16 protein-coding genes are annotated in these 13,214 nt (G+C 72.7%); 6 read left to right on the top strand and 10 right to left on the bottom strand.

The features are described 5' to 3' along the window. Positions 1–64 precede the first annotated feature (64 nt). The 9 genes from FB462_RS14930 to FB462_RS14890 all read right to left on the bottom strand — a co-directional run bounded on the left by FB462_RS14930 (position 65) and on the right by FB462_RS14890 (position 5,438). Positions 65–454, bottom strand: coding sequence for an MFS transporter permease (locus tag FB462_RS14930; RefSeq protein ID WP_231049400.1), 390 nt, complete (start codon positions 452–454; stop codon positions 65–67). Positions 455–483: 29 nt separating this feature from the next. Beyond that, entirely contained in the window at positions 484–1,653 is a 1,170-nt protein-coding gene (locus FB462_RS14925; RefSeq protein ID WP_141862711.1) for an Asp23/Gls24 family envelope stress response protein, read from the bottom strand. 61 nt (positions 1,654–1,714) lie between these two features. Beyond that, positions 1,715–1,888 (bottom strand): CsbD family protein, encoded by a 174-nt coding sequence (locus FB462_RS14920; RefSeq protein ID WP_114851332.1) that lies wholly within the window; start codon positions 1,886–1,888, stop codon positions 1,715–1,717. A 74-nt stretch (positions 1,889–1,962) separates the two neighbouring features. Continuing rightward, positions 1,963–2,526: a hypothetical protein gene (locus tag FB462_RS14915; protein ID WP_141862709.1), complete on the bottom strand. Its 564-nt coding sequence runs from the start codon at positions 2,524–2,526 to the stop codon at positions 1,963–1,965. Then, the gene (locus FB462_RS14910) at positions 2,523–3,101 is read right to left on the bottom strand and encodes an Asp23/Gls24 family envelope stress response protein (protein ID WP_141862707.1); all 579 of its coding nucleotides are present in this window, start codon (positions 3,099–3,101) and stop codon (positions 2,523–2,525) included. Before FB462_RS14910 ends, FB462_RS14915 begins: the two co-directional genes overlap by 4 nt. Before the next feature lie 12 nt (positions 3,102–3,113). Then, on the bottom strand, positions 3,114–3,446 hold the full coding sequence (locus FB462_RS14905) for a hypothetical protein (RefSeq protein WP_114850590.1): 333 nt from the start codon (positions 3,444–3,446) through the stop codon (positions 3,114–3,116). Beyond that, positions 3,443–3,634: a DUF2273 domain-containing protein gene (locus tag FB462_RS14900; protein WP_022902999.1), complete on the bottom strand. Its 192-nt coding sequence runs from the start codon at positions 3,632–3,634 to the stop codon at positions 3,443–3,445. Before FB462_RS14900 ends, FB462_RS14905 begins: the two co-directional genes overlap by 4 nt. Further along, positions 3,627–4,082, bottom strand: a complete 456-nt coding sequence (locus tag FB462_RS14895) for an Asp23/Gls24 family envelope stress response protein (RefSeq protein ID WP_114850588.1) — start codon at positions 4,080–4,082, stop codon at positions 3,627–3,629. Before FB462_RS14895 ends, FB462_RS14900 begins: the two co-directional genes overlap by 8 nt. Positions 4,083–4,244: 162 nt before the next feature. Beyond that, positions 4,245–5,438: a helix-turn-helix transcriptional regulator gene (locus tag FB462_RS14890; RefSeq protein WP_141862705.1), complete on the bottom strand. Its 1,194-nt coding sequence runs from the start codon at positions 5,436–5,438 to the stop codon at positions 4,245–4,247. Positions 5,439–5,617: 179 nt separating this feature from the next. Here FB462_RS14890 and FB462_RS14885 point away from each other — a divergent pair, with 179 nt between their 5' ends. The 5 genes from FB462_RS14885 to FB462_RS14865 all read left to right on the top strand — a co-directional run bounded on the left by FB462_RS14885 (position 5,618) and on the right by FB462_RS14865 (position 11,576). Continuing rightward, entirely contained in the window at positions 5,618–5,929 is a 312-nt protein-coding gene (locus FB462_RS14885; RefSeq protein WP_180224746.1) for a metal-sensitive transcriptional regulator, read from the top strand. A gap of 45 nt (positions 5,930–5,974) precedes the next feature. Then, complete coding sequence (locus FB462_RS14880) at positions 5,975–6,193, top strand: heavy-metal-associated domain-containing protein (protein WP_114850586.1); 219 nt, start codon at positions 5,975–5,977, stop codon at positions 6,191–6,193. Beyond that, the gene (locus FB462_RS14875) at positions 6,190–8,436 is read left to right on the top strand and encodes a heavy metal translocating P-type ATPase (protein WP_141862703.1); all 2,247 of its coding nucleotides are present in this window, start codon (positions 6,190–6,192) and stop codon (positions 8,434–8,436) included. Before FB462_RS14880 ends, FB462_RS14875 begins: the two co-directional genes overlap by 4 nt. Before the next feature lie 371 nt (positions 8,437–8,807). After that, the gene (gene pgi, locus FB462_RS14870; RefSeq protein WP_058742471.1) at positions 8,808–10,514 is read left to right on the top strand and encodes a glucose-6-phosphate isomerase; all 1,707 of its coding nucleotides are present in this window, start codon (positions 8,808–8,810) and stop codon (positions 10,512–10,514) included. Between the two features lie 102 nt (positions 10,515–10,616). Then, a complete protein-coding gene (locus FB462_RS14865) occupies positions 10,617–11,576 on the top strand; it encodes an IS481 family transposase (RefSeq protein ID WP_141861048.1) in 960 nt (319 codons plus the stop codon). Between the two features lie 89 nt (positions 11,577–11,665). Here FB462_RS14865 and FB462_RS14860 read toward each other — a convergent pair whose 3' ends face one another. Further along, positions 11,666–12,571, bottom strand: coding sequence for a LysM peptidoglycan-binding domain-containing protein (locus FB462_RS14860; RefSeq protein ID WP_141862701.1), 906 nt, complete (start codon positions 12,569–12,571; stop codon positions 11,666–11,668). A gap of 111 nt (positions 12,572–12,682) precedes the next feature. Between FB462_RS14860 and FB462_RS14855 the strand changes: the two genes are divergently transcribed. Then, entirely contained in the window at positions 12,683–13,186 is a 504-nt protein-coding gene (locus tag FB462_RS14855) for a hypothetical protein (protein ID WP_141862700.1), read from the top strand. Positions 13,187–13,214 lie beyond the last annotated feature (28 nt).

Raw genomic sequence — 13,214 nt, 5'->3', positions numbered from 1 at the left:
CAGCACGGGGGAGCCGCGGCGAACCCGTGTTCGGGTCACGGGCTCGCCGCGGCGGTCAGGGAGGTCAGCCGGTGAAGCGCTGCCAGAGCTCGGTGACGATCGGCCACACGTCACCGGCACGGTCGGCCGAGGCGATCGCCACGGTGACGACCGGGTAGGCCGTCACCGCCAGGCTCACCAGCACGGCGAGCACGACGGCGAACACGGTCGTGACGGTGTGCCGTCGGGTGAGCCCGAGGACGACCAGGGCGAGGACGACCACCGCGCCGAGCAGGGTCACGAGGGTGACCCGCAGGAACGGGAAGGGCACGAGGCCCGCGGTCGTCGCGGTCACGCCCCCGAGGAACCCGACGAGCGGCAGGTACGCGCCGAGGGCGATCGCGAGCACCAGGACGATGCCGATCCCGGAGGTGATCCAGACGCCCCGCGGCCGGGGCCGGGGCGGACGGGACACACGGGCCCGCCGACCCGACCACACGGCGCTCATCGTCCGGCCTCGGCTCCGCCCGTGTCGGCGTCGTGGTCACGGCGGGTGTCGGCCTCGTCACGGACGACGTCGGCGGCGTGCTCGATGCGGTCGGCGGCGTCGTCGAGGGCATCGGCGACGCGCTCGTCGGTGCTCGCACCGGCGGCGTCGCCGTCCCCGGCATCACGACCACGGACCGCGTCGGCGGCGGAGTCGGCGGCGTCGGACGCGGCGGCGCCGGCGTCGGCCGCTGCGTCGGTCGCGGCGGCTGCGGCGCCGGAGGCCCGGTCGCGGACCTCCTCGGAGGCGGAGACGGCGGCGTCCTTCGCGGCACGCACCGCGTCCTTCGCGGCGTCGCCGGCCTCGGACGACTTCTCGGCCGCACGCTCGGCGGCGTCCGACGCGGTCGACCGGGCTGCGTCCACGGCGTCGGCAGTGCGCTCCCGTGCCGTGTCCGCGGCGTCGGCGATGCGGTCACCGGCGTCGGCGGCGGCATCACGGGCGCGGTCGGCGACGTCACCGGCGGCGTCCTTCGCCTTGACGGCGGCCTCGCGCGTGGCGTCGGCGGCGTCCTGTGCGACGTCCTTCGCCCGCTCGGCGACCTCGGCAGCGCCCTCGCGGACGTTCTCCGCGGCACCGGCGACGGCGTCCTTCGTGCGGTCCACGGCGTCGCCGACGGCGTCCTTCGTGCGGTCCACGGCGTCGCCGACGGCGTCCTTCGTGCGGTCCACGGCGTCGCCGACGGCGTCCTTGGCCTTGTCGATCGCGGTGGGCTCGTCGTCGAACGGCCCGTGCACGTCGAGCACGCGGACGTCGACCGTGGTGGGCTGCCCGGCGCCGAGCTGCGAGACCGCGGCGGTCACCTGACGGCGGACCTCCTCGGCGACCTCGCGGACGGGCTGCGGGTACGTCACGACGAGCGACACGGTGACGTCGAGCGTCCCGTCGACCTCGTCGACCTGCACCCCCGGCGCCCCGGCGGAGCGCCCGAGCTGGGAGCGCACGCGGTCGGCTGCGCGCGCGACGAGTCCGCCCAGGTGGTGGACGCCCGGCACGCCGAGCGCCGTCTCCGCGGCGGTCCGCGCGGCGACCGCGAGGGGGCCGGCGTCCTCGGGGAGCGGAGTGGTGAGTCCGGACGGCAGGTCGACCTCGGTGATCTGCGTCCGGGCGTTCGGATCGTGCTGCATGGCTTCCTCCTCGAACAGGACGGCCGTCGCTCCCGTGACGGGAGCGACGGCCGTCGGCTGCTTACTTCTTGAAGACGTCCTTGATGTCCTCGCCGGTCTGCTTCGTGCTCGCGGCGGCCTGGTCCTTCTTGCCCTCGGCGACCTTGGAGTCGTCGTTGGTGGCGTTGCCGAAGGCCTCCTTCGCCTTGCCGGCGACGTCCTGAGCGGCGTTCTTGATCTTGTCGTCGAGTCCCATGGTGGGTTCCTTCCTGTGTGTGCGGGTGCGCCTTCCGGACGCCCCGGTGGTGGTGGTGCGCTGAGCGGATGGTCCTAGTGGACGCGGGTGGTCTTGGCCAGTGCGGTTCTGGTGCCGCCGGTGAGGTGGACCAGGACCGGGAGTTGCTGGCCGAGGGTGGTGTCCAACGTGTTGACGGCGTGGTCGACGGCGTCGAGGACGCTCACGGCGTCACCGCCGCGGCGGACGTGGACCCGGATCCGTGCGGCGCGCTGCTGCTTGACCGTGTACGTGTCGACCTTCGCGGCGACGACGTCGTGGACGCCGTCGAGTTCGTGGTCGATGACGTCCCGCACGAGGGCGACGTTCACGGTGACCTGGTCGTCCCCGGTCTTCGTCCGGGCAGCGACACTGGTGCCGCCGCCGCCGCGGGTGAAGACCACGATCAGCGCCAGGACGATCACGACCGCGCACACGGCGGCGATGATCCACAGCGACGCCGCCGGGACGGTGACCTTGTCGGGCAGGGTCAGGGAGGGCTGGAGGGCGTCGCGGACGGGGGTGAGGACCCCGGCGCCGATGGTGACCCCGACGATGACCGCGACCAGGCCCAGCAGCAGCAGGATGATGCGGTTCAGGGTGCGGTTGGTGGTGGTCATGCCAGCGTTCCCTTCTGCTCCACGTGCACCTTCACGTGGGTGCCGTGCTTGCCGCCGAGCCGGCCGAGACGGTCCTGGACGGCTTGCTGGACGACGTGGGTGTCGACGGGGATGCCGGACAGGGGCACCACCCGCACCTCGGTGCGGTGCCCACGTGCCGACGCGGATGCGTTGGACTCGGGGACGCCGGCGGCGAGGGCGGCCGCGTTCGCGGCGGTCGAGGCCAGGATCCTCGTGTCGATCACGACCGCGCCCCGGTCGTGGTCCACGACCGAGCGGGGCTGCCGGCCGGGCCCCAGGGCCAGGACGATCAGGACGATCCCGGCGATCACGAGGACGGCGGCGGTCACCTCGGCGATGGTCGTGAACGCGGCGTCGGGCTGCAGGGCGGCGTCGACGATGGTCTGCGGGTCGGCCAGCAGGGGGCGCTGGCCGATGGCCTTCAGGACCGCTTCGACACCGATCCACGCCGCGACCAGGGCGGTGACGATCAGGGTGATCGCGACCGCGGTGGACCGGGACCGGTGCACGCTCCGGCGGCGCAGGCGCCGCTCGAGCGAAGAAGTGCTGCTCATCAGTTCCTCCTGTTACCGGACCCGGTCCTCGTGCTCACGCACGATCCCGGTCAGTTCGATGTGGGCACTGCCCACCTGCCGCCCCGACAACTCCGACACCCGCGAGCGGACCCGCTCGGCGGCGGCCGAAGCCGCCCCGAGGACGTCCGCCTGGGCACGGATGGGGCCGGTGACGTCCAGCGCCAGGGCGCCGGCGTGGTCACCGAGCCCGACACGGACTCGCTTCGCGGGAGCGCCGAGCCGTTCGGCTGCGACTGCCCGGGCGAGGGCGGTCAGTGCACGAGCGGTGATCTCGACGCGGCCCGGGACGGAGCTCTGGGCGAGGCCCTCCGGGCCGGCGTTCACCGGGAGCTCCGGCGTCCGGTCAGCACGTCGGTCAGGGCGCCGCGGTCGATCTTGCCCGAGCTGATCGCGGCCACGAGGGCACCGATCGCACCGAACACGATCACCAGGACGAAGCCCCAGAAACCGAACTGCAGGGCCACGACGGCCAGGATGGCGCCGATCAGGGCGCCGACGAGTGTGTTACTCAACGCGCGACTCCTTCTTGTCCTCGTTGTCGTCGTCGTCACCCGGGATGTGGACGTCCTGGACGGTCACGTTGACCTCCGCGACCTCCATGCCGACGATCTGCGTGAGCGCACGGGCGACCGACGAGCGGACACCGTCGGCGACCTGCTGCAGCGACACGGGGTACTCGGCGACGATCACCACGTCGGCAGCGACCTGCTTCTCGCCGACCTCGACCTTGACGCCCTGGCCGTAGTCGCGCTGGCCGATCGCGTCACGCAGGGCGCCGATCGCACGGGCCGCGCCGTTGCCGAGGGAGTGCACGCCGTTCACCTCGCGGGCGGCGATGCCGGCGACCTTCGAGACGACGGTGTCGTCGATCGTGGTCTTGCCCGAGGTCGAACCCGAAGCGTGCGAGCCGGTCGCGCGAGCGGCGGTGGTGGCGGGGGTGGTGTTCGTGGTGTCAGCCATTGGTTGCTCCTTCCGAGGTGTCCGCCGGGCGATCCCAGCGGATGCTGTTCACGAGTGGGACGGACTGCCACCGAGGTTCGTCACGCTCGGTTCAGCGGTTCCAGAGAACTTCCAGCCAGGACGCCAGAACGGCGGTTCTCGTTGTACCCCGTGAGCTGAGGCTCAGGCCCGGCCGCCGATTCCGGCCCGGGTGTTGCGCCGTGCAGCGGAGCGGAGGGCGCGCACGTAGGCCATGGGGGACTGCCCGCACTCCTCCTGGAAGAGCTGCTGCAGCCGGCGAGGTCGGACACCGGCGGCCGCCGCGATCTGCTCGACCGTCAGCTCTGCGTCGACGTGCCGTTCGATGTGCGCCACGGCCCGTCGCACCCGCCAGGACGACCGGCCCATCTCGGGCTGCGCCGCGCGCGACGCCCGCAGGGTCGCGGCCGGGTCCTCGCCGAAGCGCTCCCGGTACGCCGCAGCGAAGCGCCCCGGGTTCGTGAAGCCCCACTGCCGCGCGATCGGGGTCACGCCGTCGTCGCCGGCGGCGTGCAGGAGTGCACGGCGGACGCAGTCCAGGCGGTGGTCGCGGAGGAACCGGTTCGGCGTCGTCCCGAGGGTGCGCGCGAAGACGTCCTGCAGCCCGCGCTGGCTCAGGCCGCACGCGGCGGCGATCTCGGGCACCGAGGGGCGGTCGGCGGCGTGGGCCTCGACGTACCGGATCGCGTCCCGCAACCGGTTCGCGACGGGGATGTCGTCCCCGCGGTCCCGCACCGGGAAGGTGTCGAGGACGACGGTCGCCAGCCGTCGGTTGAGCGCCGTGCGCATCGGACCGACCACGCGGTCGTCGAGGAGCGCCGGCGCGAGGTCCTGCACGAGCCGCCGCAGTGGTTCACGCTGCGCGACGGCCTCGTCCTGCTGGTCGAACAGGAGCGGCCCGGACGGCAGCCGGTAGCCGAGCTCGTCGCCGACGGACCGCAGGAAGGCGTCGGACAGGTGCAGGCCGTTGTAGACGGTGTCCGCCGACTCGAACTGGTACGCCTCGGACGCCGACGCGATGTAGGCGCTCCCCGGCTCGATGATCCGGGAGCGGTCCGCGAAGTGCATCTCGAGCAGGCCCTTGGTGAGCCAGAAGACCACGTGGTCGTCGCGCGGCCCGATGACGCCGCCCCGCCGTCCACCCTCGGAGCGCATGGTCCGCAGCGTGAGGTCGTCGTCGCCCACGATCGTGTACTCGTAGTGGGTCCCCTCGGTCACGAAGGTGTCCGTCCCGAGGTCGCGACCGTTGTACTCCGCGGAGAAGATCCGCTCGTACGAGGTGCCGTCGCCGTCGGTGAACCGCAGTCGGCGGAATCCGTTCGTCGACGAGGTGCTCACCCGCGCATCATGACAGCACTGTCCGGGAACCGCGCTGACGACTACGGATCGCGGACCGCAGACAGGCCCGGACACCCCCGGCCGGGAGGCACGTGGCGGGCCCGCCACGTGCCTCCCGGCCGATCCGCACCACCTGCGCGACCGCACGCGGAATACCCCAGGGGGGTACCGTGTTGGCCATGCCGGAGGACAGCATGCACGACCACGCGCACGTCGGGTACATCGACGACAAGGACGACCTGCTCAAGCGGCTCCGCCGCGCGGAGGGGCAGGTGCGTGGCATCGCGCGCATGGTCGAGGACGAGACGTACTGCATCGACGTCCTCACCCAGATCTCCGCGGCCAACCGCGCGCTCGAGCGCGTGGCGCTGTCGCTGCTCGAGGACCACCTGCGGCACTGCGTCGCCGAGGCGGTCGCCGAGGGCGGCGACGCCGCCGACGTCAAGGTGCGCGAGGCGAGCGACGCGATCGCACGCCTCGTGCGCTCCTGACCACCCCTGCTGACGATCACTGATCCACCGACCGGAAGGAACCCCATGAGCACCGAGACCCTCGCCGTCACCGGCATGACCTGCGAGCACTGCGTGGCGAGCGTCACCGAGGAGGTGTCCGAGCTCGAGGGCGTCACCGACGTCGCGGTCGAGCTCGTGCCGGGCGGCTCCTCGGCCGTGACCGTCACCTCCGACCGTCCGCTCGACCCCGCGGCCGTGCGCGCCGCCGTCGCCGAGGCGGGCTACGAGGTCGTGGCACGGTGAGCGACGGGGTCGTCGAGCTCGACATCACCGGCATGACCTGCGCCTCGTGCGCGAACCGGATCGAGCGCAAGCTCGGCAAGCTCCCGGGGGTCACGGCGACGGTGAACTACGCCACGGAACAGGCGCAGGTCGAGGTCGCCGGCCCGGACGCGGCGGACACCGCCGCCCTCATCGCCGCGGTCGAGGCCGCCGGGTACGGCGCGACCGTGCACGCCCCGGCGGCACCCGAGTCGGACGGCGACGTCCCGCCCGCTGATCCGACCGCGGCCCTACGGCAGCGACTCGTCGTGTCCGCGGTGCTCGCGGTTCCCGTCGTGCTGCTCTCGATGGTGCCCGTGCTGCAGTTCCCGAACTGGCAGTGGGCAGCGCTCGCCCTCGCGGCTCCCGTCGCGGTGTGGGGTGCCCTGCCCTTCCACCGTGCGGCGTGGACGAACGCGCGGCACGGTGCGGCGACCATGGACACCCTGGTCAGCGTCGGGGTGGGCGCGGCGTTCCTCTGGTCGCTGTACGCGCTGTTCCTCGGCGACGCCGGGCGGCCGGGGATGCACATGGCGTTCTCGTGGTTCGCGACCGACCCCGAGGCGAGCGACCTGTACCTCGAGGTCGCGGCGGCCGTGACCGTCTTCATCCTCGCCGGGCGGTACATGGAGGCCCGGGCCAAGCAGCGCTCGGGCGAGGCGCTGCGTGCCCTGCTCGCCCTCGGGGCGAAGGACGCCTCGGTGCTCCGCGACGGCCCCGGCGGCCCGGTCGAGCAGCGGGTCCCGGCCGCCTCGCTCGTCGTCGGCGACGTCGTGGTCGTCCGACCGGGGGAGCGGATCCCGAGCGACGGCGTCGTCCGGGACGGCTCCTCGGCGGTCGACATCGGCATGCTCACGGGCGAGTCCGTCCCCGTCGAGGTCCGGCCGGGCGACCGGGTGACCGGGGCGACCGTCAACGTGGGCGGTCGGCTCGTGGTCGAGGTCACCGCGGTCGGCGCCGACACCGAGCTCGCGCGGATGGGCAAGCTCGTCGAGGACGCGCAGACCGGCAAGGCCGCGGTGCAGCGCCTGGCCGACCGGGTCTCCGCCGTGTTCGTGCCCGTCGTCATCGGACTCGCCGTCGTCGCCTTCGTCGGGTGGCTCGTCGCGGGCGGCTCGGTGACGGCCGCGTTCACCGCGGCCGTCGCGACGCTCATCATCGCCTGCCCGTGCGCCCTCGGCCTGGCGACCCCGACGGCGCTGCTGGTCGGGACCGGCCGGGGGTCGCAGCTCGGCATCCTGATCGGCGGGCCGCAGGCACTCGAGCGGACGCGGACGGTCGACACGATCGTGCTCGACAAGACCGGCACCGTGACGACCGGCGTGATGGCGGTCCGGGACGTGCGGGGCGTCGCGTCGGCCGACACCGCCACGGTGCTCGCGCTCGCGGCGTCCGTCGAGGACGGCTCCGAGCACCCCGTCGGCCGCGCCGTGGTCGAGGCGGCACGCGCCCGGGGGCTCGACGTGCCCCGCGCGGTGGACTTCCGCGCGGTCCCCGGTGCCGGCGTGCAGGCGCTCGTGGGGACCGAGGTCGTGCTCGTCGGTACCGCGTCCTGGCTGGCGTCGGACTGGGCGATCGCGCTCCCGGACGACCTCGCCGCCGCCGTGTCCACAGTCGAGACCGCCGGCGGCACCGCGGTCGTGGTCGCCCGCGGCGGGATGGCCCTCGGGGTCGTCGTGGTCGGCGACACCGTCAAGCCCGAGGCCGCCGACGCGGTCCGGCGCTTCCGGGAGCTCGGGCTCCGACCGGTCCTGCTCACCGGTGACAACGCGGGTGCCGCCCGTGCGGTCGCCGAGCAGATCGGCATCGACGAGGTGCACGCCCGGGCCACGCCGGCGTCGAAGCTCGAGACCGTCCGGCGGTTGCAGGCCGAGGGACGGACCGTGGCGATGGTCGGCGACGGCGTGAACGACGCGGCGGCCCTGGCGGCGGCCGACCTCGGGATCGCGATGGGCGCCGGCACCGACGCGGCGATCGCGGCGAGCGACATCACGGTGGTGAGCGGCCGACTGACCGTCGTCGCCGACGCGGTCCGGCTCGCGCGGGCGACGCTGCGGACGATCCGGGGCAACCTGTTCTGGGCGTTCGCGTACAACGTCGCGGCGATCCCGCTCGCGATGGCGGGGCTGCTCAACCCGGTGCTGGCCGGTGCGGCGATGGCGTTCTCGTCGGTCTTCGTCGTGACGAACAGCCTGCGGCTCCGCCGGTTCGCCGCTTGGTCCTGACCGCAGCGACTCCGGGTGTGGGCGGTCGCGCGCGGTGCGCGGCTCCACCTGCGGGCTGGTCGCGCCTGGCGGTCGGCTCCCACGGACCGGTCGCGGACGTCCTGGCGGCGCTGCTCGCGTGACGCGCGCGGCGGACGCTGGTCGTGCCTCCCGTCCGGCGGTTCCTGCCCATCGCACGTGACGTGGGATGCAGGACCGCGCGTCGGAGGACGAAAGGTCCGGCACCCGATGCGCGGAACGGTCCGCCACGAGCGGAACGGCCGCTGTGCGCGCGCCTGTACGGACGGCACTACGCTCGGACGTGGTCCGCGACGCAGCGCTGCGGTGACCCGCGGGCTCGATTGATCGAACGCGATCCCAGGAGGACCGAAGTGACCGAATCTGCTCCCGTCGACCCCACGTCGACCGACGGCTGGAAGAAGCTCGCCGGCATCGCCGACGGCTTCACCCCCGACCTGCGCGGTTGGTTCGACAGCGACCCCGGTCGTGCCGAGCAGTACACGTTCCAGGCCGCCGACCTGACCGTCGACCTGTCCAAGGGCCTCGTGACGCCCGAGATCCTCGACGCGCTGCTCGAGGTCGCGAAGGACACGAAGGTCGCCGAGCGTTTCCGTGCGATGCTCGCCGGCGAGCACATCAACGTGACCGAGGACCGCGCCGTCCTGCACACCGCGCTCCGTCGTCCGAAGGGCATCGAGCCGGCGCTCGTCGTGGACGGCCAGGACGTCGACGCCGACGTGCACGCCACCCTCGACAAGGTCTACGCGTTCGCCGAGCAGGTCCGCTCCGGCGCCTGGACCGGCGTCTCGGGCAAGCGCATCGAGACCGTCGTGAACATCGGCATCGGTGGCTCGGACCTCGGCCCGGTCATGGTCTACGAGGCCCTGAAGCCGTACGTGCAGCCCGGGCTCGAGGCGCGCTTCGTCTCGAACATCGACCCCGCCGACATCTACGAGAAGACCGCGGACCTCGACCCCGAGACCACGCTCTTCATCGTCGCGTCGAAGACCTTCGGCACCCTCGAGACCCTGACGAACGCCCGCCTGGCGCGCCAGTGGCTCTGGGAGCGGCTCGGCCTGACCGACGCGTCCGAGGACGAGAAGTCGAACGCCGTCGCGAAGCACTTCGTCGCCGTGTCGACCGCGCTCGACAAGGTCGCCGCGTTCGGCATCGACCCGGAGAACGCCTTCGGGTTCTGGGACTGGGTGGGCGGCCGCTACTCGGTCGACTCCGCCATCGGGACCTCGGTCGTGATCGCCATCGGCAAGGAGAACTGGGAGCAGTTCCTCGCCGGGTTCCACGCCATCGACGAGCACGTCCGGACCACCCCGCTCGAGCAGAACGTCCCCGTCCTGATGGGCCTGCTCAACGTCTGGTACACGAACTTCCTCGGCGCCCAGAGCCACGCGGTCCTGCCGTACACGCAGTACCTGCACCGCTTCGCCGCGTACCTGCAGCAGCTCACGATGGAGTCGAACGGCAAGCGCGTCCGCTGGGACGGCAGCCCCGTCACGACGGACACCGGCGAGGTCTTCTGGGGCGAGCCCGGCACGAACGGCCAGCACGCGTTCTACCAGCTCATCCACCAGGGCACGCGCCTGATCCCGGCGGACTTCATCACGGTCGCGAAGCCGGCCCGTCCGCTCAAGGACGAGTCCGGCGACGGGAAGGCCGTGCAGCCGGGCCAGGACGTGCACGCCCTGTTCCTCGCGAACTTCTTCGCGCAGACGAAGGCGCTCGCGTTCGGCAAGACCGCCGACGAGGTCCGCGCCGAGGGCACCACGGACGAGGGGATCGTCGCGGCCCGCACCTTCACCGGCAACAAGCCGTCGACGTCGATCCTCGCGCCGGAGCTCACCCCGAGCGTCCTCGGCCAGCTCATCGCGCTGTACGAGCACATCGTGTTCACCGAGGGCACCATCTGGGGCATCGACTCGTTCGACCAGTGGGGCGTGGAGCTCGGCAAGCAGCTCGCGCTGCAGATCGCCCCGGCGGTCGACGGCGACCAGTCCGCGCTCGACGCGCAGGACTCGTCGACCAAGGCGCTCATCGCGAAGTACCTGGAGCTGCGCGGCTAGGTGTACCCGGCCGTGACGTTGGTGACACTGCGGGGCTTGTGACTCAGCGAGGCCTCCTGGCTTGATGGAGCTGTCTAGTTCTGCCATCGCCAGGAGGCCTCTGTGTCCCACGCTAATGCCCGTCTGACCCTGCACGGCCGGCGGCTGCTCATTACTCGCGTCATAGATGACCGTCGTCCCGTCGCGCACGTTGCCAAGGAGCTCGGCATCTCGCGTCAGTGCGCGCACCGGTGGGTTCGTCGGTTTCGGGCTGACGGCGCCATCGGATTACTGGACCGGTCAAGCCGCCCGCTGCGGACACCGACGAGAACGAGCCCGGAGCGTGAGGCAGCGGTCCTGACCGCGCGGGCCGAGCTCCGGTTCGGCCCCGCCAGGCTCGCCGCTGCGACCGGTGTTCCCGCGCGGACGATCTCCCGCATCCTTACCCGCCACCGTGTGCCGCCGCTGGCCTGGCTGGACCCGGTCACCGGGACGCTGATCCGCGCGACGAAGGCAACACAGAACCGGTACGAACACGAGCATCCCGGCGACCTGATCCACGTGGACGTGAAGAAGCTCGGCCGGATCCCGAACGGCGGAGGCTGGCGGGTCCACGGCCGCCGCGAGGAGTTCCGGGGGCGCGGCATCGGGTTCGACTACGTCCACGCGGCCGTCGATGATCACACTCGACTCGCCTACGCGGAGATCCACCCAGATGAGAAAGGCGCGACCGCAGCAGCGTTCCTGACACGCGCGGCGGCCTACTTCGCTGAGCACGGCATCGCAACGATCGAGCGCGTGATCTCGGACAACGCGTTCGCCTACCGGCACTCGGCCGCGTTCAAGGACGCCGTCGCCGCGCTCGGGGCGAAGCAGAAGTTCATCAAACCCCACTGCCCATGGCAAAACGGCAAGGTCGAACGATTCAACCGGACCCTCGCGACCGAGTGGGCCTACCGGCAACCTTTCACCAGCAACCAAGCACGCGCCGACGCGCTTGCGCCCTGGATCGAGCACTACAACACTGGCCGGACCCACTCAAGCCACGGACTCACACCTGCAGCCCGAGTGTCACCAACCTAACGGCCTAGTACAGCTAGACCGCGTCACCCCGAGACGGACTGGAGGCGCGTGACGGGTCCGCCACGCGCCTCCCGTCCGTCTCGTGGGGGTCAGCGACCGAGCGGATCGAGGTTCAGCGACGTGTCCTGGTAGAGCTCCTGGTCGTCACCGAAGACCTGCAGCCCCTGGTTCAGCCAGACGAGGTCCTTCACGGTGATCCCGAACCGGAGCGCGACGTCCGCGATGAGGTCCCCGGACCGCACCGTGTAGGCCTTCGGCGCTCCGGACGCCGTCGTCGCCGTGACCGGACCCGAGGCGTTCGCCCGCACGCCGCCGTCCACCGGGTGCACGTTCGTCTGCCGAGCGGGCACGGACCACCGCACCGTCGAGACGGCGAGCACCTTGTCGAGCGCGATCTCGACGGGGACGTCCTGCCCCTGCGCGGCGGCCGAGGCGACGACGAGCTCGGTGAGTCCGGACGGGTCGACGCCGGAGCCGTCCAGCGGGACGTCGACCGACTGCGGCCCGGACGTCGGTCCGCCGAGGACGTGGTCCCCGACGCCGTGGTAGGTCAGGGCGTCGCCGACCTGACGGGCCTTCTCGAAGAACCCGACGCCCACGGGCACCGGCAGCGTCGAGGTGAAGCCCGTGTACTGCGCCGTGAAGGTGTCGTCGCCGTCGGCCACGACCCGGAGGTGGAAGTGGATGCTGCCCTTGGGCGATGCGACGTCGGCCTCGGTGAGCACGGTCCCGGCCGGGATCGGCGTGAGCTCGGGGTCGGGCGCCGCGGCCTCGGTCGGGGCGGGGGTCGGCACGCGCGGGGTGGCGGAGGCGGCCAGTCGCTCGGTGTCGGACGTGCCGTCGGCGGTCGCGGACGGCGTGGGGGTCGCGGTGGCCGACGCCGTCGCCGGGTCCGAGGGCGCCGGGAGCGCTCCGTCGGACCCGCGCAACAGCGAGCAGCCGGACAGTGCGACCAGGGTCAGTGCAGCGACGCTGATCGCGGCCGTTCGGTTCATGATTCCCCCTCGGGTCCGAGCGTACCGAGCCGCTCGCGACTGCACGAGTCCGAGGTGCACGGATGTGTCGCCGGACCCATGCTGTCGGTCGGAGCGGCTACCGTCGAGGGCATGGACCGCCACGAGATCCTCGCCGCCGCCGCAGCCGCCCACGCCGCACGGATCGCGGCCGCCGGCGGGGACGCCACCGACGCCCGACAGCGTGCCGAGGCGGTCGCCGGTCGGGAGCCCGGGTCGGACGCCGCCGACGCTGCCCGGTCGGTCGAGCGCCGTCGCGCGGGAGAGGTCGAGCGCGCGGCCTCGCGGACCGAGGGCGCCCTGTCCGACTGGCACCGGATGGGCACCCGCCGCGGGGTCACACCGGACGACCAGCTCCGGAGCGCGTGGGCCGTCACCGGCGTCCCGGAGTCCGGCGACGCCCGGGCGCTCGCGAACGTCCTGCTGTCCACCGCCGGGCACGCGGGACGGGTGGCGGACGCCGCACGGCGGAACCCGGCGCTCGCGGGGGCTGCGAGTGCCGCGGCCCGTCGGACGGTGCGGCGGTACACGGACCACGGAGCGGGGATGGCCTCGCTCGGGGACGTCCTGGGCGACGGGGCGACGGCGGCCGAGTAGCGCGCCGTGGTGCGGCGACGGTCACGGC

The organism is Curtobacterium citreum (assembly GCF_006715175.1).
Lineage (GTDB): Bacteria > Actinomycetota > Actinomycetes > Actinomycetales > Microbacteriaceae > Curtobacterium > Curtobacterium citreum.
Note: the sequence above shows the minus strand (reverse complement) of the source record. Positions and strands in the feature narration are given on the sequence as shown.

Excerpts from the sequence above, each read along its gene's own strand:
- FB462_RS14925 (WP_141862711.1), bottom strand. The coding sequence starts at position 1,653 with ATGCAGCACGATCCGAACGCCCGGACGCAGATCACCGAGGTCGACCTG.
- FB462_RS14920 (WP_114851332.1), bottom strand. The coding sequence starts at position 1,888 with ATGGGACTCGACGACAAGATCAAGAACGCCGCTCAGGACGTCGCCGGC.
- FB462_RS14915 (WP_141862709.1), bottom strand. The coding sequence starts at position 2,526 with ATGACCACCACCAACCGCACCCTGAACCGCATCATCCTGCTGCTGCTG.
- FB462_RS14910 (WP_141862707.1), bottom strand. The coding sequence starts at position 3,101 with ATGAGCAGCACTTCTTCGCTCGAGCGGCGCCTGCGCCGCCGGAGCGTG.
- FB462_RS14895 (WP_114850588.1), bottom strand. The coding sequence starts at position 4,082 with ATGGCTGACACCACGAACACCACCCCCGCCACCACCGCCGCTCGCGCG.
- FB462_RS14885 (WP_180224746.1), top strand. The coding sequence starts at position 5,618 with ATGCCGGAGGACAGCATGCACGACCACGCGCACGTCGGGTACATCGAC.
- FB462_RS14880 (WP_114850586.1), top strand. The coding sequence starts at position 5,975 with ATGAGCACCGAGACCCTCGCCGTCACCGGCATGACCTGCGAGCACTGC.
- FB462_RS14860 (WP_141862701.1), bottom strand. The coding sequence starts at position 12,571 with ATGAACCGAACGGCCGCGATCAGCGTCGCTGCACTGACCCTGGTCGCA.
- FB462_RS14855 (WP_141862700.1), top strand. The coding sequence starts at position 12,683 with ATGGACCGCCACGAGATCCTCGCCGCCGCCGCAGCCGCCCACGCCGCA.